Below are 21,662 nucleotides of genomic sequence, written 5' to 3'. Positions count from 1 at the left end.
TGACCGCGCTCAGCTCATCCACCCAGGAGAACCTACCGTACGGTTGGTTGAGCCAATCCCTTCGGCCAGGGCAACCTGCTGTCGATGGTGCGGAACACGCTCCAGCCGATCACCGTGCCCAGCGCGATGGACAGAATCGCCGCTCCGGTCACGCCGAGGCTGGCCACGCCGATGTTGCCGCCGGTGGCGGCCTGACTCACCGACTCGAAGCTCAGCGCGCCGGGCACCAGCGCCCAGAACGCCGCGAGCATCATCACGATCGCCGGGGGTGAGGTCTTGATTCGCGATGCCAGCATCGCGAACGGCACCGTCAGGAAGGCGCCGATGAAACCGGAATAGGCTGCCGCCACGAACTTTCCGGCGATCGCCTGGCCGACCAGCGCGACTGCAATCGCGGCCATCAACCACACCAGCGAGCCCTTCGGTGCGGACAGATAGACGTACAACCCGAACCCCACCACGATGATCGCCACATACAGCGCCCACGGACCCATCTGCGTCGACGGTGTCTGCGGAAGCACCTCCCCGGCGACATGCACACCCAACGCGACGCCGAACACCAGAAGCGCCAGCTGAGCGATGCCGTAGACCAGCCGGCTGGTGCCGCCGATCAGCTGGTTACTGGCCAGCTCCATCGCGCCGATCGTCAGCGACATGCCCGGCAGCATCGCCACCAGGGCCGGGGCGATCACCCGCAGCAGACCGTCATTCGCGGTATCGGCCACAAACCACGTCGCCAGCATCGTCACGATCATCGCGGCCAGCGTGGGCAGAACCGGGCTGAGCGACGGGAACGGGCGCCCGAGTTGGGCTATCGCGCCGACCACCAGGCCGAGGAATACGTAACCCGGCAGCGAGGCCCAGGTGGGATTGATGACCATGCCGAAACCGACTGTGGTGACGGCATATCCGAGGGTCGTCGCGATCGGGCCGAATCGCGGACGCAGGGCGCGTGCCCGCTTGGTCGACTCGACCGCATCGGCGGGTGTGATCGCCCCGACGGACGCCAGACTGGCGATGTCGTCGATGCGGCCGGCCATGTTCAGCTGCACCGAGTAGGTCGTCGAGGTGTCCACCTCGTAGGCGACGGTGCCCACCTGGATCATCAACACAGTGGGGAGCACGACGATGCGCACCGGCGCGGTGGTGTACTGCGCGGCGATTTCCAGCAAGCGGGCGTACACCAGCTGAGTAGGCTGCTCGACTTCGAGCAGGGCGATGCCGATCTCCCGCAGCATCGCCGCCACTTCGACCTGGTCGTGTGAGTCCGGCGGACCGAGCGGCTCCGGGGGAATCTTGCGGATCGCGTCGAAGATCCGTGTGCGCCGAGCCCGTCGCTTGTCGTCCATACCCGCATCCTTGCGAACTGGTGGCGTCACGTCGTGGCTGACTGGCCGGCGGGATCCGGCGCGGCCTGAGGCTGGCGGTTCTTCTGCCACGGCCAGTAGCCGGTGATCTCCAACTCCAGCGAGAAACTCAGGAACGTCCGGATCAGCACGATGCCGGCCAGCACCGCCACGCTGCGGGCGTCCGGGGTCACCGCGACGGTCCTGATGATGTCGGCGGCGACCAGAAGCTCCAGCCCCAGCAGGATCGATCGGCCGAGCTGCTGGCGGAACGCCCGGTAGGCGTCGCCGGTCCGCAACCGGCGCAGCACACCGCTGGCCGAGAGCAGTGCGCCGATCGCGATCACGGCGACCCCCGTCGCGTCGATCGCCTTGCCCACCGTCTCGATGACCTCGAAAAAGTTCACCGCCAAATTATCTGGCGGGCATCACCATCGTCGCTGTTGCCGCGCCGTCCTGTTCGGTCGCGCGAACCGACACCTGCGTACCGGTCTGCAGCGGCTGCGGTGGCTTTCGGGTGTCGGTGTTCAGCACATAGGTCTGGCTGAAGCCGTCCTGGGAGCGCACCGTCACCGAGCTGTCGGACGCGGCGGTGACGTCACCGGTCTGGGTCAGTTCGGTGCTGAATCCGCCTTTGCCGTCGGAGACGACGCTCTCGCCGTGCAGCGACCGCTGCGACCCGCCCGGGCCGCCCGGGCCGCCGCCACCCCATCCGGGCGGGCCGCCCGCGTGCCCGTCACCGCTGCCGGCCGCGGCGTAGACCACCACGCCACCGACCGCGGCAAGTGCGGCGGCGATCCCGACGGCAGCCGCCGTCGTGCGGGTTGACCAGGTCTTGGGGTGCTCCGCGGGTGCACCCCACACAGGCTGCTGTTCGACACTCATGCCACCACGGTGGGCAGCCGAGCTGTGTGTCCGCTGTGCGCGCGATCAGCCCGATCTGTGCATCACGTTTCACAGCGGGGGCATAGGAACGCCATAGGAACCACTCATCGCCGCTCTCATACTGGAGTACATGACCTCTTCAGCGGCGGAACGTGTCGTGATGCGCCGAGCCGACGGAAACCCGATCACGGTGCTGGTGGTGGACGACGAGGCAGTGCTGGCCGAGATGGTGTCGATGGCGCTGCGCTACGAGGGCTGGACCATCGCCACCGCCGCCGACGGCGCGTCGGCGATCACCGCGGCCCGCAGCGCGCGGCCGGACGCCGTGGTGCTCGACATCATGTTGCCCGACATGAGCGGCCTGGATGTACTGCGCAAGCTGCGCGAACAGAACCCCCAACTGCCGGTGCTGCTGTTGACCGCCAAAGACGCGTTGGAGGATCGCATCGCCGGGCTGACGGCGGGCGGCGACGACTACGTCACCAAGCCGTTCTCCATCGAAGAGGTCGTGTTGCGGCTGCGGGCCCTGCTGCGTCGTACCGGCGTGACCACCGAGGACAGCGGCGCCCAGATCGTCGTCGGTGATCTGGTGCTCGACGAGGACAGCCACGAGGTGACCCGAGGCGGTGAACCGGTCTCGCTGACATCCACCGAGTTCGAATTGCTCCGCTTCCTGATGCGCAACCCCAAGCGGGTGTTGTCGAAAGCCCAGATCCTGGACCGGGTTTGGAGCTATGACTTCGGCGGTCGGTCCAACATCGTCGAGCTGTACATCTCATACCTGCGCAAGAAGATCGACAGCGGCCGCGACCCGATGATCCATACGTTGCGCGGCGCGGGCTATGTTCTCAAACCTGCGAGCTAACACGCGGTCGCTCAGTGCGCGGCTGCTGATCGGTCAGCTGTGTCTGCTGCTGGTTGTCTGCGTCGGTATCGGTGCGGTGACAATCCTTGCGCTGCACCAGTATTTGATCGGCGAGGTCGACAATCAGCTGCGCGAGACCGCGCACCGGTCGGCCATCATCTACGGCGAGCCACCGCCACCACCGCTGCCGCCGGCATTCCGCGAAAACCGGCCACCGTGGCCGCGGCCCGGGCCGGGGCCGCAGTTCCTGGACGCGCCGGGACAACCGATCGGGATGGTCGCGGCTGTGATCACCAACGGCACCGCAAGCGACGCCGGGCTGCTCGGTCCGGGCGGCGTGCGCGCGCAGGTACCGTCCGGCGCGACAGCCGAACTCACCCGCAACGCCGACCAACGCCGCCCGGTGACGCGCAATCTCGACGGCCTCGGCGACTACCGGGTGATGGCGGTTCGCAGCAGGGTGACCGGTGAGACGCTGGTGATCGGGCTGAGCCTGGGCAATCTCAACGCGACGCTGTTGCAGGTGGCACTGACCTTCGTGGTGGTGACGTTGGCGGCGCTGGCGGTGGCGACGACCGTCGGCATCGTGATCAACCGTCGTGCACTGGCGCCGCTCACCCGGGTGGTGGCCACCGCGGGCGAGGTGGCGAACCTGCCGTTGGACCGTGGCGAGGTGGAACTGCCCGTGCGGGTCTCGGACACCGATGCCAATCCCTACACGGAGGTGGGCCGGCTGGGGCTCGCGCTGAATCGGATGCTCGACCACATCTCGACCGCGCTGTCGACGCGGCAGGCCAGCGAGAGCCGGGTGCGTCAGTTCGTCGCGGACGCCAGCCATGAGCTACGCACCCCCTGGCCGCCATCCGGGGTTATACCGAACTGGCACAACGCAAACGGGATCAGGTGCCCGACGACGTGGCGCACGCGATGGGCCGGGTGGAGTCCGAGGCCGAACGCATGACCCACCTCGTCGAGGACCTGCTGCTCCTGGCGCGGCTGGACTCCGGGCGCCCGCTGGAACGCGAGCCGGTCGACCTGTCCCGGCTGTCGGCCGACGTCGCCAGCGACGCGCACATCGCCGGACCCGACCACGAGTGGAACCTCGACGTGCCGTCGGATCCGCTGTATGTCACCGGCGACGACGCCCGGCTGCATCAGGTCGTGGCCAACCTGCTGGCCAACGCCCGCACGCACACCCCGCCCGGGACGACGGTCACGTTGTCGCTGCACGCGGAGCCCGACGCCGCGGTGCTGCGGGTGGTCGACGACGGGCCGGGCATTCCGGCGGAGCTGCAGACCGAGGTGTTCGAGCGATTCGCGCGCGGGGACACGTCGAGATCCCGTAAGGGCGGATCCACCGGCCTCGGCCTGGCGATCGCGTCGGCCGTCGTGCGGGCTCACGGCGGGGTCATCGAGCTGGTCAGCGTGCCGGGTCTGACCGAATTCACGGTGAGGTTGCCGCGATCGGCCCAATCATGATCCGCAGCAAGCACTATGGTGCTCTCGCGGTGCTGCTGGCCGTCACAGCCGTGCTGTACATGTGGAACCTGGGCGCCAGCGGCTGGGCGAATCCGTTCTATTCGGCGGCAGCGCAGGCCGGCGCGCAGAACTGGACGGCCTGGCTGTTCGGGTCCAGCGACGCGGGCAATGCGATCACCGTCGACAAGACCCCTGCCGCGTTGTGGGTGACCGGTCTGTCGGCGCGTGTGTTCGGGGTCAATCCCTGGAGCATCCTGGTGCCGCAGGCACTGTTCGGCGTGGCGGCCGTCGCGGTGCTCTACGCAGCCGTGCGCCGAGTCAGCGGACCGTGGGCGGGACTCTTCGCCGGTGCGGTGTTGGCGCTCACCCCGGCCGCGGCGCTGATGTTCCGCTTCAACAATCCCGATGCGCTGCTGGTCCTTTCGCTGGTGGTGGCCGCCTATGCCACGCTGCGCGCACTGGACGACGGCGCCGCGTGGTGGTGGATGCCGCTGGCGGGAGTGGCGATCGGCGTCGGCTTCCTCGCCAAGATGATGCAAGCCTTCTTGGTGTTGCCCGCGCTCGGTGCGGTCTTTCTGTTCGCCGCCGCGGTGCCGCTGCGGACACGGTTCGTGCGCCTGGCGGCCGCGGTGGCTGCCCTGGCGGTGTCCGGTGGCTGGTATCTACTGCTGGTCGCCGTGTGGCCTGCGACGGCGCGGCCGTATATCGGTGGGTCGCAGCACAATTCGATCCTCGAGCTGGCACTGGGCTACAACGGTCTGGGCCGCATCACCGGCGAGGAAACCGGCGGCCTTGGCAACATGAACTCCGATGTCGGGTGGGCGCGGCTGTTCGGTGCAGAGATGGGCACCCACATCGCCTGGCTGCTGCCCGCCGCGGCCATCGCGATCGTCGCCGGGCTGGTGATCACCCGCCGCGCACCCCGTACCGACGTCACCCGGGCCGCGCTGCTGTTGTGGAGCGGCTGGCTCGTCGTCACCGCGGTGGTGTTCAGCTTCGCCAACGGCATCCTGCACCCGTACTACACCGTGGCGCTGGCGCCGGCGATCGGCGGCGGCCTGGCGATCGGCACGGCACTGCTGTGGCGGCATCGCACCGATATCCGCGCTGCCACCACATTGGCCGGGATGGTTGTCATCACCGGTGTGCTGGCTTACCTTCTGCTGCAGCGTGATTCGCAGTGGCTACCGTGGCTTCGGATGGCCGTCGTCGTCACCGCCATCGGCTGTGCCCTGCTGTTGCTGGTGGTGGTACGCCTGCCGCGCCGGGTGGGCATGGGGGTGGGGATGGTGGCCGTGGTCGCCGCGCTGGCCGGACCGGTCGCGTTCTCGTTGGCCACCGTCGCCGCTCCGCACAGCGGTGCCATCCCGTCGGTGGGCCCGTCGAGCGGGCAGGGCGGACCGCCGGGCGGCATGTTCGACGCGCCTCGGCCGGGTGCGGCGCTGACGGCCTCACTGCGTCAGGATGCCGGTCAATTCACTTGGGCGGCAGCGGTAGTCGGTTCGAGCAACGCCGCCGGATACCAGCTCGCGACCGGATTGCCGGTGATGGCCGTCGGCGGCTTCAACGGCACCGACCCCGCTCCGACCCTCGAGCAGTTCCAGGCCTACGTCACTGGGCGCCGCATCCACTGGTTCATCCGTTCTGACATGCCCGGATTCATGTTCGGCAACCGGTCGGGCAGTGACGCCGCCGAGCAGATCCAGCGTTGGGTGAGCGCGAATTTCACGTCCCGCGAGGTCGACGGGATCACCGTCTACGACCTGTCGCAGGGATTCACAGCCGCCGCATAGCAAACACAAATTGGGCCCTCACCGCCGCGGCCGACGATGAGTACATGACCATCACCGACATCCCCGTGGCACGCCGACGCAATGCCGCACTGACCGCCGCCGACCGCGGTGTACCGGTGCTCGATGTCGTCGTGCCGGTGTACAACGAGCAGGCCGTGCTGGCCAACTCGATCCACCGGCTGCACCGCCACCTGCGGGAGGACTTCCCGTTCTCGTTCCGCATCACGATCGCCGACAACGCCAGCATCGACGACACCCCCGCGGTGGCGGCCCGTCTGGCTGCCGAACTGCCCGAAGTCCGCATGGTGCGACTGGAGCAGAAGGGCCGGGGGCGGGCGTTGCACGCGGTGTGGTCGACCTCGGATGCGCCGGTGCTGGCCTACATGGACGTCGACCTGTCGACGGATCTGGCCGCGCTGTCGCCGCTGGTGGCACCGCTGGTGTCGGGGCATTCCGATCTGGCCATCGGCACCCGGCTGGGCCGCGGCTCCCGTGTGGTGCGGGGTGCCAAGCGGGAGGTCATCTCGCGCTGCTACAACCTGATCCTGCGTTCGACGCTGGCCGCCAAGTTCAGTGATGCCCAATGCGGTTTCAAGGCGATCCGCGCCGATGTCGCGGCCGAGCTGCTGCCCTACGTCGAGGACACCGGCTGGTTCTTCGACACCGAACTGCTGGTGCTGGCCGAGCGTAGCGGCCTTCGCATCCACGAGGTCCCCGTGGACTGGATCGACGATCCCGACAGCCGGGTCGACATCGTGGCCACCGCGGTCGCCGATCTGAAGGGAATCGCACGCTTGCTCAAAGGATTCGGCACCGGACAGATCCCGGTCAAGGCAATCGGCGCCCAGTTCGGCAACCAGGCCGGCGCGCCGAAATCGCTGTTGACCCAAGGTGTGCGATTCGCAGCGATCGGCATCGGATCGACACTGGCCTACCTGCTGTTGTTCCTGCTGCTGCGCCCGATCGGCGCGCAGGGCGCCAACCTGGTGGCGCTGCTGGTGACCGCGATAGTCAATACCGCGGTCAACCGGCGGTTCACCTTCGGGGTCCGCGGCCGAGGCGGGGTGGCACGCCATCAGTTCGAGGGCTTGGTGGTCTTCGGTATCGGGCTGGGCCTGACCAGCGGCGCACTGGCGCTGCTGCACGCGATGGGCGAACCGCACCGCGCCGTGGAACTCCTGGTGCTGATCGCGGCCAACCTGATGGCCACCGTCGTTCGCTTCGTGCTGTTGCGCAACTGGGTCTTCCATCCCCGGCGCACCGGCCAGACCGTTGGAGGAAAGTGATGACTGTGCTCGCCGAGTTCACTGAGAAGCCAACGGACATTCCGCCCCACGAACAGCCGCACCCGCTGCGGCCGCGCTGGGTGCGCCCGGCGCTGGGGCTGCTGTTGGCCGTCACCGCCCTGCTCTACCTGTGGGGGCTGGGTGCCGCCGGGTGGGCCAACGAGTACTACGCGGCCGCTGTGCAGGCCGGCACTCAGAGCTGGAAGGCCCTGCTGTTCGGGTCGCTCGACGCGGGCAATGCGATCACGGTGGACAAGCCACCGGCCTCGCTGTGGGTGATGGCATTGTCCGGGCGGATCTTCGGATTCGGCACACTGTCGATGCTGGTCCCGCAGGCCTTGATGGGCGTGGCGTCCGTGGCGCTGGTCTACAGCGCGGTTCGTCGGGTCAGTGGATACGGTGCCGGTCTGCTGGCGGGTGCGGTTCTGGCGCTGACACCCGTGGCGGCGTTGATGTTCCGCTTCAACAACCCCGACGCACTTCTCGTTCTGCTGATGGTGGTGGCCGCCTACTGCCTGATCCGCGCGCTGGAGGCCAACCCCACCCGCTGGATCGCCCTGGCCGGTGTGGCCATCGGATTCGCGTTCCTGGCCAAGCTTCTGCAGGCCCTGCTGGTCACCCCGGCATTCGCCCTGGTGGTGTTGGTCGCGGTCCCGGGCAGTGTGTGGCTGCGGCTGCGTCATCTTGCCGTCGGTCTGATCGCGATGGTGGTCTCCGCCGGGTGGTACCTGGCTCTGGTCAGCCTGTGGCCCAGTGACTCTCGGCCTTACATCGGCGGATCGACCGACAACAGCCTGCTGCAGCTGGCGCTGGGTTACAACGGCCTGGGCCGCGTGTTCGGCGGCGACGGGAATCCGGGCGGCAGCTCCGGCGGGGGCCCCGGCGAGGGCGGCGGTCCCGGTGGCGGGATGTTCGGTGGGTCCACCGGCATCACCAGGATGTTCGACAGCTCGATGGGCACCGAGATCAGCTGGCTGCTGCCCGCCGCACTGATCGGCCTGCTCGCCGGATTGTGGTTCACTCGCCGGGCACCGCGCACCGACCGCACCCGTGCGGCGTTGCTCCTGTGGGGAGGCTGGTTGCTGGTCACCGCCGCGGTGTTCAGCTTCATGAAGGGGATCATGCACCCCTACTACACGATCGCCCTCGCACCGGCGATCGCCGCCGTGATCGGCATCAGCGTTCGAGAACTGTGGCGTGGCAAGCAGTTTGTGTTGTCGCGGGTGGGACTCGGGGCGATGTTGGTGACCACCGGAGTGTGGAACTTCGTCCTTCTCGATCGCACTCCTGAGTGGCTTCCCTGGCTGCGCTGGGTGGTGTTGGCCGGCTCGATCCTGGTCACCGCCGTGCTCGTGGCGGGCGGACATCGCCTCGGGCGTTGGACGGTCGCACTGGCGGCGGCCGGTCTGCTCTTCGGCCTCGGTGCCACAGCGGCCTACACCGTCGAGACCGTGGCCAACAGCCACAGCGGGGCGATTCCGACATCGGGACCGGCTCGCTCCGACGGAGGGATGGGCTTCGGCGGACCAGGTGGTCCTCGCGGCCAGCAGGCGTCCGACAACACCGAACTGAAGACCATGCTCACTCAGGCCGACAATCGTTGGGCTGCAGCAACTGTCGGGTCCATGAGCACCAGCCCGCTGGAGCTGGCCACCGGCACATCGATCATGTCGATCGGTGGTTTCGGCGGCGGCGACAACTCGCCGACACTGGAACAGTTCCAGAGCTACGTCTCGACGGGTCAGGTCCACTACTTCATCGCCGGCGAGGGGCCCGGCGGTGGCCATCACGGGCCCGGCGGCGATTCGGGTGCGGGTACCCAGATCACCCAGTGGGTGAAGCAGCACTTCACCGCACAGGATGTGGGCGGGACCGAGGTCTACGACCTGACCGCGCCGAACTAACCCGTCAATTACCGTCCGCCGACGGCCCGTACTTCGTACCATCTGTCGTATCGGCTGGCGGGAGTACGGGTCATGGGTAACGCAGCACATATCGGCAGGGTCGGGGCGCTAGCGGTAGCCCTCGGGATCGGTTCCTGGTTGGCAAGCACACCGGGTGTGGCGAATGCCCAGCCGTCGAACACCTCGACTGCCTCGGGGGCCACGGCATCGGCGGCCAAGCCGAAACCCGCGGCAGTGGGCAAGACGCACCGGGTGACGCCCAGTTTGGCCGCCGGCCCGTCGTCGGCCAAAGTGGCCAAGCCCGCGCAACTTTCGGCTCCGGTGATGCACGCGCCGACAGTGCACTCGATCGCCGTCGCAGTGCATTCTCTGGTCGGCGATGGCACGCCGCCTTCGCCGGCGACGATCTCGTCGATGCTGGCGTATGCGGGCGACGAATTGCGTCGCATCACGGGCATCGGCAAGGCGGGCGCGGTCACGACCACCGCGGTACCGGCCACCGGGCCCAACCTGCTGACGAATCCGGGTGCCGAGCTCGGTGATCCGGCCGGGTACGGCAACAGCACCGTCAGCGTGCCGGGCTGGACCGCAACCGGCACCCCGACCGTGGTTCAGTACGGCGAACTCCGCAACGCGTGGCCGGTGGGCCTGAGTTTCGCATGGCCGAATCTTCCCGCCATCGTCTCGTTCCCGGGCGTCAACGCAGCACCCCCCGGTGGGGGCGCCCAGTTCTTCGGCGGCGGAGACGTGGCCACGTCCAAGCTTTCCCAAACCGTGGACCTCAGTGCATCCAGTGCTGAGATCGACAGCGGCACAGTCCCGTTCAACCTGAACGGTTACCTGGGTGGCTACCTGCTGGATCCGTCCTTCGCCAGTGTGAAAGTCACCTTCCTGGACCAGAACCAGCTCTACCTCGGAAGCTCCACGATCGGGCCGGTTTCCAACCTGGATCGCTGGGGGCAGACCGGATTCCGGCAACGCACCTCCATCGGTACCGTCCCGGTGGGCACCCGCAGCGCCGTCGTCACCTTGACCATGCACGACCTGAATCCGGTGGTGATCGGTTTCACCGCCCGCTACAACAACGCGTACGCCGACAACCTGTCCTTCAGTATCGGCACCGCCCAGCCCGCACCGCCCGCGCCGACGCCGCCGGTGTCCGATGTCCAGCCGCTCGACCACGTGTTCCTGGTGTACATGGAGAACAAGGGCTACAACGACATCGTCGGAAGCCCCAACGCACCGTTCCTCAACAGCTTGATCAACGGCTACGGCCTCGCGAACAACTATTACGCGGTGACCCATCCCAGCCTGCCGAACTACTACGCCATCGTCGGCGGCCAGGTGTACGGCAAGACCTACAACTGCAAATCGGTCTGCATCACCGATCCCAACAATCTGGCCGTCAACCTCGACACCCACGGCAAGACGTGGGCGGCCTACGCCCAGGGCATGACACCGGGGCAGCCGTTGCAGTCGACCGCGAACTATTCGACGGACCAGACCCCGTGGCCGGCCTTCGCCGGCATCGGCGACAACCAGGCCTACGCCGCTGCGCACATGTTCCCGCTGACGCAGATGGCCACTGACCTCCAATCAGACGCCACCACACCCGATTTCGTGTGGTTCGCCGCCGACGAGGATTCCAACGGTGAAGGCCCGGTCGACTCCCTGGCGGGAGTCGCGCACTTCGCGTTCTCGCAGATCGATCCGCGCCACCAGTACAACGTCCCCGCGCTCGACCAGTTCCTGGCGGACAACGTCCCGACGATCATGAATTCCGACGTGTGGAAGACCACCAAGTCGGTGCTGATCGTCACGTTCGACGAGGACAACAACAACATCACGCTGGGCTTCGGCAACGAGGGCAACCACGTCGTGACGGTGGTGATCCCCTCGCCGATGGCGGTGAGCGCGGGCGGTATGAAGGGCGGCGCCTTCGTCGTCACCGATCATTACGACCACTACAGCACGCTGCGCACCATCGAAGACGCGCTCGGGGTGCCGACGATGACCAACAACGACAAGTACGCCGAACCGCTCAACGGATTCTGGACCTGACGCCGTCGTCCTGGGTAAGGATTGCGGTATGACACCCAAGCCGCCGTCCGCCGTCATCGAGGCCGCTCATGCCGAGCATCTGGAATCCCTGCCGTTCGAGGACACCGCCGACTTCGACGCCGCCGACCGCGGCTTCATCGCCGCCCTGACCCCGTGCGTGGTCCATGCCGCCGACGGACGGGTGGTGTGGGACAACGACGCCTACGGCTTCCTCGACGGGGATGCGCCGACATCGGTCCACCCGAGTCTGTGGCGGCAGTCCATCCTGGCCGCCAAGCAGGGTCTCTACGAGGTGGTCGAGGGTATCTACCAGGTCCGCGGACTGGACCTGTCCAACATCAGCTTCATCGAGGGCGACACCGGCATCGTGGTGATCGATCCGCTGGTCTCCACCGAAACCGCCGCAGCCGCTCTGGCGCTCTACCGTGCGCACCGCGGCGACCGGCCGGTGGTCGCGGTGATCTACACGCATTCCCACGTGGACCATTTCGGCGGTGTCCTCGGGGTGACCACCCAGGCCGACGTCGACGCGGGCAAGGTCGCGGTGCTGGCCCCCGAGGGGTTCACCGAACACGCCGTCCAGGAGAACGTCTACGCCGGCACCGCGATGGCGCGACGGGCCGGGTACATGTACGGCGCCGTCCTAGCCCGCGGGCCGCAGGGGCAGGTCGGCTGTGGGTTGGGGCAGACACCGTCGACGGGTGAGGTCGCGATCATCGTGCCGACCATCGACATCAAAACCACCGGTGAGAAGCACACCATCGACGGTATCGAGATCGAATTCCAGATGGCGCCGGGCACCGAGGCGCCCGCCGAGATGCACTTCTACTTTCCGAAGTTTCGCGCGTTGTGCATGGCGGAGAACGCCACGCACAACCTGCACAACCTGTTGACGTTGCGCGGGGCGCTGGTGCGCGACCCGCACGGGTGGTCGGGGTACCTGACCGAGGCCATCGAGACGTTCGCCGACCGCACCGACGTCGTGTTCGCCTCGCATCATTGGCCGACCTGGGGGCAGGACAACATCGTCGAATTCCTGTCACTGCAACGCGATCTCTACGCCTACCTGCACGACCAGACACTGCGGCAGCTCAACCAGGGTTACACCGGCATCGAGATCGCCGAGGGCTTCCAGATGCCGCCCGCGCTGCACAAGGCGTGGCATGCGCACGGCTATTACGGATCGGTCAGCCACAACGTCAAAGCCGTCTACCAGCGGTACATGGGCTGGTTCGACGGTAACCCGGCGCGCTTGTGGGCGCATCCGCCCGAGGCGATCGGGCCGCGCTACGTCGAGGCGATGGGTGGCGCCGACCGGGTGGTCGAGCTGGCCCGTGCGGCCGCTGAATCCGGTGACTATCGTTGGGCAGCAACGCTACTGGATCACGTCATCTTCACCGACGAACAGCATGCGGGTGCCAGGGAGCTGTACGCCGACACACTCGAGCAGCTGGCGTACGGCGCCGAGTGCGCGACGTGGCGCAACTTCTTCCTGTCCGGCGCCACCGAGCTGCGCGACGGGAACTTCGGTACGCCCACCCAGTCGTCGTCGTCGACGTTGCTTGCTCAGCTCACCCCGGAGCAGATGTTCGACGTGCTGGCGATCAGTGTGAACGGGCCGCGGGCCTGGGACCTGGACATCGCACTGGATGTGACGTTCGCCGATCTCGACGCCAATTACCGGCTCACCCTGCGTAATGGCGTGCTGGTCTACCGGCAGTGGCCGGCAGACGAGTCGACGGCGACCGCCACCATCCGGCTGGCTACCAAGCTGCGGCTATTGGCCGCCGCGGCAGGCGATTTCACCTCACCGGGTCTGGAGACCACCGGTGAGGCGGAAGCCCTGCAGAAGTTTCTCGGGGCGCTGGATCAGCCGGACCCGAGCTTCAACATCATCACGCCCTAGCGCGGTCAGCAGACGTCGATGACGACCTTGCCGATCGCTTTGCGGTCGGCGACGTAACGCAGCGCGGTCGCCGCCTGCTCCAGCGGGAACCGCGCCCCGAGGTACGGGCGCAGCTTGCCCTCGGCGAACAACTGCGCAAGCTCGGCGTCGTCGTGCGCGATGTCGTCCGGGTAGTCGGTAGCGAACGTCCGGATTTCCATGCCCTGCACGGTGATTCCTTTGAGCATCACCAGGTTCAACGGAATCCTGGGGATCTCGCCGGCCGCATAGCCCAGCGTCACGAACTTTCCGCCACGGCCGAGACTACGCAGGGCGGGCTCGGAGTAGTGACCACCGACCGGGTCGAGGACCACGCGGGTGCCGGCCTCGCCGGTGATCTCCTTGAGCCGGCTCTTGAGGTCCTCGCGGTCATAGTCGATGACCTCCGTCGCGCCGCGGCGGCGGCATACCTCGAGCTTCTCGGCGCCCGATGCCGCGGCAATGACTTTGGCGCCCATCAGAACCGCGATGTCGACGGCGGCCAGGCCGACACCACCACCGGCGCCGAGGACAACCACCCAGTCGCCGGGCTGGACGGGAGCGACGGTGCGCAGGGTGTAGTAGGCCGTGCGGTTGGTGACCCCGAACGCGGCGGCATCGGCATAGTCGACACCGTCCGGAACGCGGGTCAGACCCCGCGCATCGACCAGCGCCTGCTCGGCGAATCCGCCGACGAACGTGGTGGCCGACACCCGATCGCCCGGCCGGAAATCGACGCCGTCGCCGACGGCCAGCACCTCACCGGCCAGCTCACTGCCCGGGATGAACGGCGGCGGCACCTTGATCTGGTACTTGCCGGCGATCAGCAGCACGTCGGGATAGTTGACCGCGGCGGCATGCACCTTGACCACCACCTGACCGGGACCCGGTGTGGGGTCCGGCAGTTCGTCGGTGACCAGATCCTCCGGGGCGCCGTACTCGCGGCAGACGACGGCGCGCATCAGCTCGTCGCTTCCGGCAGGCCGAGGCCTCGCAGGCAGAACCCGACGAGGTGGTTGATGTCCTTGCGACCCGGTTGGTCGGTGGAGTTCACGTAGCGGCGCATCGTGCCGACGGTACACACGAACACCGCGTCGGCATCACGCTGGGCATCGCTACTGCCGAGCTGCCGAATCGGCTCGACCAGCAGCTCGCGCATGGCGGCCAGGATCTCCTCCTCGCCGAGGCGGCGCTTGTCCGAGTCGGACATCTGCACCACCAGGGCGCGGCTCATTCCGATCAGCTCCGGATCGGCGACCTGGGCCAGCGCCCCGCTGATCCATCGGGTGATCTTGCCTTTCGGGGTGGATTCCTTGGCCATCTGGTGTTCCAGGTACGAAACCACCATTGCCGCACCGCGTTCCATGACCGCCAGCATCAGATCGTCCTTGCCGGCGAAGTAACGGTAGAACGCCTTGTTGGAGACGCCGGCCTCGGCGACGATGTCGCTGACCCGCGGCGCGTCGGGGGAGACCCGCTGCAACACCCGCAGTGCGGCGGCCAGGATGCGCTCCACGTCTTCGGTGGCTTCGCGTTGCCGGTCGTCGAGGGCCCGCACCACGGCGGCCGCGGCTCTGCTGGTCACGGCGAAACAGGCAGCGCGGGAATGCGATCGACCAAATGGCCGTACTTCTCCCGGGCTCGCTCGATCCGGTTGGGCAGGAACTCACTGGGCCAGACCGGATCCTCCGCCTCGTAGCCCTTGAGGAGCTGGCGGGCCAGGTTGACCTTGTGCGCCTCGGTCGGCCCGTCGGCCAGCCCCAGCGTGATCCCACCCATGAGCACACTGGTCAACGGCATCTGGTCGGTCAGTCCGAGTCCGCCGTGCACCTGGATCGCCCGCAGGCCGATGGACTTCAGCACGGAGGCGGTCGCGATCTTGCAGGCCGCGATCTCCTCCCGCGCGGCCCGCTCACCGGCGGTGTCGACCAGCCACGCGGCGTGCAACACCATCAGCCGGAACTGGGTCAGCTCAACGAACGAGTCGGCGACCATCTCCTGGATCAACTGCTTGTCAGCCAGCAGACTTCCCTGTGTGAAGCGGCTTTTCGCGCGGCGGGCCATCGCGTCGATCGCTCGCTGGGCCACTCCGATGGAGCGCATCGCATGGTGCAGACGCCCGCCGGCCAGCCGGGACTGGGCGACGCCGAAGCCGTGGCCCTCTTCGCCGAGCATCGCCGACGCGGGGACCCGGACGTTGTCGTAGTGCACCAGTGAGTGCCCGGGGTCGTGGGGTTGCGAGCCGACCAGGTGGTGGGTCGCCTCGATGTGCACGCCCGGGGTGTCGGCCGGCACCAGGAACGTCGAGGCGCCCGTGTGTACCGGGACGTCCGGGTCGGTGATCGCGACCACGATGAAGAACGATGCCACCGAGGCGTTCGAGGACCAGTACTTGCGGCCGTTGATAACCCAGTCGTCGCCGTCGCGCACCGCCCGCGTGGTGAACACCCGCGGATCGGATCCGCCCTGCGGTTCGGTCATCGAGAACGTCGAGAAGATCTCCCCGGACAGCAGCCCGGTCAGGTACCGCTGCTTCTGTTCCTCGGTGCCGAAGCGGGCGAGGATCTCGGCGTTACCGGTATCGGGCGCCTGGGTGCCGAAGATGATCGACGACCACGTTGCGCGGCCCAGGATCTCGTTGATCAGCGTGAGCTTGACGGCCCCGAAGCCCTGGCCGCCCAGCTCGGGCCCGAGGTGCGGCGCCCACAGGCCCTGGTCGCGGACCTTCTGCTTGAGTGGGTCGACGATCCTGCGGCGCTCGTCGTTGAGCGGCAGGAACTCGCAGCTCGGGAAGATCACCTCGAGCGGTTCGATCTCGTCGCGCACGAAGGTCCGGATCCACTCGAGCTTCTCCTCGAATTCCGGCTCGGTGGAAAAGTCCCACGCCATCGTCGTACTCCTTTACGGGATTCCGCCGTCGGCCCGAAGGATCGAGCCGGTGGTGAAGCTGGATGCATCGGACATCAGAAACAGTGCGGCGCCGATGATTTCGTGCGGCTCACCGGCCCGCTGCAGGGCATGCCGGCCGAACGGATTTTCGCGACCGAGGTTCCAGGCCTTGCTGATGTCGGTGAGGAACGGACCCGGCATCAGGGTGTTGACCCGCACCGTCGGCCCGAACGCCGCCGCGAGGCCTTCGGTCATCGCGTTCAGTCCGGCCTTGGATGCCGCGTACGGGATGAACGACGGATGCGGCCGCAGCGAGCCGTGGGTGCTGACGTTGATGATCACACCGCCGCCGTCGTCGACCATGCGTTCGCCGACCAGTGCCGAAAGGCGGAACGGCCCCTTCAGATTCAGGTTCATCACCGCGTCGAACAGTTTCTCGCTGACATCGGTGAGCTTGTCGTAGGTCGGCGACATACCGGCGTTGTTCACCAGCACATCAAGCTTGCCGAACCGGTCGTAGACCGCGGTGACCAACCCGTCGAGCTCATCCCATCGCCCGACGTGAACCCCGTATGGCATTGCGGTGCAGCCGGTTTCGGCCTCGATCTCCTTGGCCGTCGCCACACAGGTGTCGAACTTGCGGCTGGCGATCACCACGTCCGCGCCGCAGCGCGCGGCCGCCATCGCCATCTCGCGGCCCAGACCGCGGCTGCCGCCGGTGACCAGCACGACGCGGCCGGTCAGGTCGAAAAGAGTGTCTGCGTAGCCCATTCAGGACTCCTCACCGGATTGCGCCAACCGGGCCGCGGTGGCGATCAGATCGGGCACCATCGCGCCGAAGGCCTCGACCACTTTCGGGTCTGCCGTGCCGCCGTTGACCGCGGCGGCGTAGGTCTTCTCCAGCACGATGCCCAGCTTCCAGTTGGCCAGCACCAGGTAGTAGTGGATGTTCTCGGTAGACAGCCCGCTGACCTTCTCGTAGTGCGCCAGCAGCTCACTGCGGGTGGGCATACCGTCCATCGGCAGGTAGAAGCCGGTGTCCTTGGGATGTTCGCCGTCGTAGCCGAGTAGCGCCCATGCCACGTCCAGCAGCGGGTCGCCGATCGTGGTCATCTCCCAGTCCACGATCGCGGCCAGCCGCCCGGGTGCCCCGTGGGCGTACATGACGTTGGCGAACTGGTAGTCGCCGTGCATGATCCCGGGGGTGTAGTGCGCGGGCCGGTTGTCGCGCAACCACTGCGACGCCGCATCCAGTCCGGCCAGTTCGCGCACCTGGAACGCGGCGAGGAACGCCAGCCAGCGATCCACCTGTCGGTCGTGGAAGCCGTCGGGTCTGCCGAACCCCTCCAGGTCCTGTTCCTTCCAGTCCACCCGGCCGAGCTTCGCGGCACCCTCGATCAGCTGGAATGCCAGGTCGCGGCGGGCGTCGAGGTCAGCGTCGAACGGCGCCTCCCAGCCGCCCTCCATGGGGCTCCAGCCGTCGACTTCCTTCATGAGATAGAAGGGCTTGCCGAGAACCTCCCCACTCTCGTCGGCGGCCACCAGTTCCGCGTGCGGTACGTCGGTGCCCTTCAACGCCCGTTCCAGACGGATTTCGCGAAGCAGCTCACCGAGGCGGCGCTCGTCGGCGCGCGGTCCGGGCATCCGCAGCACCATGCCCTCCCCACCGCGGTTGATCCGGTACAGCATGTTCTGCGACCCGCCCTTGAGGACCTCGGCGACGGGCTGCTCGCCATGGCCGGGTGCGTTCTGGGTGTCGAGCCATCGGCCGAGCGTCGCGGTGTCGAGGTCCGCGGGGTTTTGCGTTCTCGTCATGGAACTCCTCAATCTCCATTTGGAGAATAGCATTCTCCAAGCGCCGAGCCACTAGCCTTTGGCAGACGCATAGCGAAAGGGGCGACGATGGCCGGACCGCTGGAGGGCATCAAGGTTGTCGAGCTCGGGGTGTGGGTCGCCGGGCCGGCTGCCGGAGGAATTCTGGCCGACTGGGGTGCCGACGTCGTCAAGATCGAACCGCCGACCGGCGACCCGGGCCGAATGTTCGGCCGGATGCTCGGACTCGACGACGGCAGCAACCCGCCGTTCGAGATGGACAATCGGTCCAAGCGCAGCATCGTGCTCGACCTGACCACCGACGGTGGGCTGGCTACCGCTCGCCAATTGCTCACGGCGGCAGACGTTTTCCTCACCAACGTCCGGCCGGATGCGCTTGGGCGGCTCGATCTGGACTATCCGTCGGTGGCCGCGCTCAATCCGGGCCTGGTCTACGGCCTGATCACCGGGTACGGCGAGAGCGGGCCTGAAGCCAACCGCCCGGCCTACGACGTCGCCGCATTCTGGGCCCGCTCCGGGGTTGCCGATCTGCTCACCCGTCCCGGTGACAGCCCGCCCTTCCAGCGGGGCGGCATGGGCGATCACATGACCGGGATGACGTTGGCCGCGGCGATCAACGCCGCACTGGTCGCCCGCGCCCGCACCGGTGAAGGGCAACTGGTGACCACATCCCTCTACCGCCAGGGCGCCTACACCGTCAGCTTCGACCTCAACACCTTCCTGCTGACCGGCAATCCGATCGCGATCGGTCAGCGCGAGACGATGTTCAACCCGTGCATGAACAACTACCTGGCGGCCGACGGGCGGCGCCTCTGGATCGTCGGGCTGGAAGCCGACCGGCACTGGCCGTCGCTGTGCCGTGCGGTCGGGCGCCCGGAGTGGTTGACCGACAGCCGATTTACCACTGCCCGCGACCGCGCGATCAATTCCCGTGAACTGATTGCGACGCTCGACGAGATCTTCGCGACGAAGACGCTCGCCGAATGGGCTTCAGCGTTCGACGCCGAGCCCGACCTGTTCTGGTCGCCGGTGAACTCGATGGAGGACGTCCTGGCCGACGAGCAGTTCCACGCCGCGGGCGGTCTGGTCGACGTGCCCGACGGCGGCCCGATGATCGCCACCCCCGCCGACTTCCACGGCACCCCGTGGGCGCCGCGGTCGGCCGCCCCGAAACTCGGCGAGCACACCGATGAGGTCCTCGCCGAGCTCGCCGAACGTGCGGGATATCGTTGAAAATCGTCGAAGAATCCGCGACAACTCACACGCTCGGAGCGTGAAAGGACCACCGCACCCATGCAGCTGCTGCTCGTCAGGCATGCCCTGCCACACCGGACCGAGGCGGGTGAAGGCAGCGATCCGGAACTGTCCGAGGAGGGTTGGGAGCAGGCCAGGCGGCTGCCTGAGGCACTGGACCGTTTCCCGCTCGCCCGGCTGATCAGCAGCCCGCAGCGGCGCGCGCTGCAGACCGCCGAGCCGGTCGCCAAGGCCACCGGGCTGACCGTCGATATCGACGACCGGCTGGCCGAGTACGACCGCGGGCTGTCCCACTACGTGCCGATCGAACAGGTGCGCAAAGAGCGGCCGGAGGAGTGGGCGCGGATGGCCGACGGCCGGCTGCCCAGCACCGTCGACGAAGACGAGTTCCGCGGCCGGGTAGGCGCGGCGCTGAGAGATATCGTCGCGGCGGCAGACCACGACGAGACGGTTGCCGTCTTCAGCCACGGCGGGGTGATCAACGTGATCCTGCACGAGCTGCTCGGCACCAAACGGCTGCTGTCGTTCCCCATCGATTACGTCTCGATCACCCGCCTGCTCTACGCCCGCAGCGGGTTCGGCACGGTGGCGGCGGTCAACACCACCGAACATGTTTGGGATCTCTTGCCGCGCAACCAGCGCTATTAGCTATACATAGCGGGTGACTTCTCTGGACGGGCTCGACCTGGCGGCACTGGACAGGCATCTGCGATCGGCGGGCATTCCGCGTAGCGGGGAGCTGCAGGCGGAGTTCATCTCCGGTGGCCGGTCGAACCTGACCTTCCTGATTTTCGACGACGCCTCCAAATGGGTGCTGCGCCGCCCGCCGCTGCACGGGCTCACCCCGTCGGCGCACGATATGGCTCGCGAATATCGGGTGGTGGCCGCATTGGCCGGCAGCCCGGTGCCGGTCGCGCCCGCGGTCACCATGCGTGACGACGATTCCGTCGGGGGTGTGCCGTTCCAGATGGTGGAATATGTGGCGGGCCAAGTGGTTCGAACCCGCGCCGAGCTCGATGCGCTCGGCGACGCCGGCGTGGTCAGCGATTGCGTCGACAGTCTCATCCGGGTGCTTGTCGACCTTCACGAAGTGGATCCCGACGCCGTCGGCTTGAGTGACTTCGGCAAGCCGGTGGGATATCTCGAACGGCAGGTGCGGCGGTGGGGTTCGCAGTGGCAACACGTTCGGCTGCCCGACGATCCGCGTGACGGTGACGTCGAACGGCTGCACTCCAAACTGGCCGACGCGGTGCCGTCGGAAAGTCGTAGCTCGATCGTGCACGGCGATTACCGCATCGACAACACCATCATCGATCCGAGTGACCCGACAATTGTTCGGGCGGTGCTGGATTGGGAGATGTCCACCCTCGGAGACCCGCTGGCCGATGTCGCCGTGATGTGTGTGCAGCGCGATCCGATGCTGGACTTGCTCAGCCAGGAGCACAAGTCGTGGACGGCCCCGCAGATGCCGACGGCAGAGGATCTGGCCCAGCGCTATTCGGTGGCGTCCGGAAACCCGTTGGCGCATTGGAACTTCCACATGGCACTGGGCTATTTCAAACTGGCGATCATCGTGGCCGGAATCGACTTCCGCCGGCGGATGTCCGAGGACGTCGCCGGCGACGATGACCAGGCGGGGGAGGCTGTCGCCGTGCTGATCAGCCGCGGTCTGGAGTTTTTCGGTTAAGTCGTGCGGGCTGCCCGCAGGTTCTTCTTGGCGGCGCGGCGGAGCTGGAAGATGCGGGCCGCCCCGGCCAACACGGTCACCATGGCGCCGGCCACCGCCGCCATCAGGATCGCGACGCCCAGTGGCAGTGACCAATGCCAGCCCAAGAACGCGAACGACGTCGATCCGGTGTTCTGGGCGATGAAGATCAGCAGGACCGTCAGGATCAACAATCCGAAGATCAACGAGGACCACAGGGCCGCGGCGCGGGTGAACTTGACCTCGTTCACCGACTTGGCATTGGTGGGCGCGGGAGGCTCCGCAGCCGGAGGCGCCGGCGGCATCGGCGTCGGCTCGTAGTGCGGGCCCGTCGGTTCACTGATGGTCACATAGTCATTGTTCCCACTCAGGCCGGGCAGAAACAATGGGGTTATGACAGAACGATGACGTTTGCCCTGATCTAAACCCCGGCGTAGG

At 67.3% G+C, this 21,662-nt stretch carries 18 protein-coding genes and 1 pseudogene; 10 read left to right on the top strand and 9 right to left on the bottom strand.

Annotated features, from left to right (window positions below):
* Positions 1-32: 32 nt before the first annotated feature.
* Genes D3H54_RS28400 through D3H54_RS28390 form a run of 3 tightly spaced genes read right to left on the bottom strand, consistent with a single transcriptional unit; the run spans position 33 to position 2,231 of the window.
* Positions 33-1,349 (bottom strand): threonine/serine exporter family protein, encoded by a 1,317-nt coding sequence (locus D3H54_RS28400; protein ID WP_149383019.1) that lies wholly within the window; start codon positions 1,347-1,349, stop codon positions 33-35.
* A gap of 26 nt (positions 1,350-1,375) precedes the next feature.
* Positions 1,376-1,753 (bottom strand): DUF1622 domain-containing protein, encoded by a 378-nt coding sequence (locus D3H54_RS28395; protein ID WP_149383018.1) that lies wholly within the window; start codon positions 1,751-1,753, stop codon positions 1,376-1,378.
* Between the two features lie 7 nt (positions 1,754-1,760).
* Complete coding sequence (locus D3H54_RS28390) at positions 1,761-2,231, bottom strand: DUF4249 domain-containing protein (protein WP_149383017.1); 471 nt, start codon at positions 2,229-2,231, stop codon at positions 1,761-1,763.
* A 160-nt stretch (positions 2,232-2,391) separates the two neighbouring features.
* Between D3H54_RS28390 and D3H54_RS28385 the strand changes: the two genes are divergently transcribed.
* The 7 genes and pseudogenes from D3H54_RS28385 (at position 2,392) to D3H54_RS28355 (ending at position 13,525) form a co-directional block, all read left to right on the top strand.
* Positions 2,392-3,096: a response regulator transcription factor gene (locus D3H54_RS28385; RefSeq protein WP_149383802.1), complete on the top strand. Its 705-nt coding sequence runs from the start codon at positions 2,392-2,394 to the stop codon at positions 3,094-3,096.
* A pseudogene (locus D3H54_RS28380) lies at positions 3,074-4,575 on the top strand (sensor histidine kinase). The gene D3H54_RS28385 and the pseudogene D3H54_RS28380 overlap by 23 nt, the downstream one beginning before the upstream one ends.
* Positions 4,572-6,368 carry a glycosyltransferase family 39 protein gene (locus D3H54_RS28375; protein ID WP_149383016.1) on the top strand — a complete coding sequence of 599 codons (1,797 nt, stop codon included), beginning with the start codon at positions 4,572-4,574 and terminating at the stop codon, positions 6,366-6,368. The pseudogene D3H54_RS28380 and the gene D3H54_RS28375 overlap by 4 nt, the downstream one beginning before the upstream one ends.
* A 44-nt stretch (positions 6,369-6,412) precedes the next feature.
* Complete coding sequence (locus tag D3H54_RS28370; RefSeq protein ID WP_149383015.1) at positions 6,413-7,654, top strand: bifunctional glycosyltransferase family 2/GtrA family protein; 1,242 nt, start codon at positions 6,413-6,415, stop codon at positions 7,652-7,654.
* Entirely contained in the window at positions 7,654-9,558 is a 1,905-nt protein-coding gene (locus D3H54_RS28365; protein WP_149383014.1) for a glycosyltransferase family 39 protein, read from the top strand. The genes D3H54_RS28370 and D3H54_RS28365 overlap by 1 nt, the downstream gene beginning before the upstream one ends.
* Before the next feature lie 156 nt (positions 9,559-9,714).
* Positions 9,715-11,619, top strand: a complete 1,905-nt coding sequence (locus D3H54_RS28360) for an alkaline phosphatase family protein (RefSeq protein ID WP_286199032.1) — start codon at positions 9,715-9,717, stop codon at positions 11,617-11,619.
* Between the two features lie 28 nt (positions 11,620-11,647).
* A complete protein-coding gene (locus tag D3H54_RS28355; protein WP_149383013.1) occupies positions 11,648-13,525 on the top strand; it encodes an alkyl/aryl-sulfatase in 1,878 nt (625 codons plus the stop codon).
* 5 nt (positions 13,526-13,530) lie between these two features.
* Here the strand turns inward: D3H54_RS28355 and D3H54_RS28350 are convergent, their stop codons facing one another.
* From D3H54_RS28350 to D3H54_RS28330, 5 genes are read right to left on the bottom strand one after another with little or no spacing between them, the layout of a single operon-like run.
* The gene (locus tag D3H54_RS28350; protein ID WP_149383012.1) at positions 13,531-14,505 is read right to left on the bottom strand and encodes an NADPH:quinone oxidoreductase family protein; all 975 of its coding nucleotides are present in this window, start codon (positions 14,503-14,505) and stop codon (positions 13,531-13,533) included.
* A complete protein-coding gene (locus tag D3H54_RS28345) occupies positions 14,505-15,128 on the bottom strand; it encodes a TetR/AcrR family transcriptional regulator (RefSeq protein ID WP_115317689.1) in 624 nt (207 codons plus the stop codon). Before D3H54_RS28345 ends, D3H54_RS28350 begins: the two co-directional genes overlap by 1 nt.
* A complete protein-coding gene (locus D3H54_RS28340) occupies positions 15,125-16,432 on the bottom strand; it encodes an acyl-CoA dehydrogenase family protein (protein ID WP_149383011.1) in 1,308 nt (435 codons plus the stop codon). Before D3H54_RS28340 ends, D3H54_RS28345 begins: the two co-directional genes overlap by 4 nt.
* 12 nt (positions 16,433-16,444) lie before the next feature.
* Positions 16,445-17,203: an SDR family NAD(P)-dependent oxidoreductase gene (locus D3H54_RS28335; RefSeq protein WP_149383010.1), complete on the bottom strand. Its 759-nt coding sequence runs from the start codon at positions 17,201-17,203 to the stop codon at positions 16,445-16,447.
* Positions 17,204-18,247, bottom strand: coding sequence for a phosphotransferase family protein (locus D3H54_RS28330; protein WP_149383009.1), 1,044 nt, complete (start codon positions 18,245-18,247; stop codon positions 17,204-17,206). It lies immediately after the preceding gene.
* Positions 18,248-18,334: 87 nt separating this feature from the next.
* Between D3H54_RS28330 and D3H54_RS28325 the strand changes: the two genes are divergently transcribed.
* The 3 genes from D3H54_RS28325 to D3H54_RS28315 are packed head-to-tail and all read left to right on the top strand — an operon-like array spanning position 18,335 to position 21,206.
* Positions 18,335-19,498, top strand: coding sequence for a CaiB/BaiF CoA transferase family protein (locus tag D3H54_RS28325; protein WP_149383008.1), 1,164 nt, complete (start codon positions 18,335-18,337; stop codon positions 19,496-19,498).
* 60 nt (positions 19,499-19,558) lie between these two features.
* The gene (locus D3H54_RS28320) at positions 19,559-20,167 is read left to right on the top strand and encodes a histidine phosphatase family protein (protein WP_149383007.1); all 609 of its coding nucleotides are present in this window, start codon (positions 19,559-19,561) and stop codon (positions 20,165-20,167) included.
* 13 nt (positions 20,168-20,180) lie between these two features.
* Positions 20,181-21,206, top strand: coding sequence for a phosphotransferase family protein (locus tag D3H54_RS28315; protein ID WP_149383006.1), 1,026 nt, complete (start codon positions 20,181-20,183; stop codon positions 21,204-21,206).
* Here the strand turns inward: D3H54_RS28315 and D3H54_RS28310 are convergent.
* A complete protein-coding gene (locus D3H54_RS28310; protein WP_149383800.1) occupies positions 21,203-21,529 on the bottom strand; it encodes a LapA family protein in 327 nt (108 codons plus the stop codon). The genes D3H54_RS28315 and D3H54_RS28310 overlap by 4 nt on opposite strands.
* Positions 21,530-21,662 lie beyond the last annotated feature (133 nt).

The organism is Mycobacterium sp. ELW1, from assembly GCF_008329905.1.
GTDB lineage: Bacteria > Actinomycetota > Actinomycetes > Mycobacteriales > Mycobacteriaceae > Mycobacterium.
The sequence above is the reverse complement of the archived record's forward strand: the minus strand, read 5'-3'. Positions and strand labels throughout refer to the sequence as shown.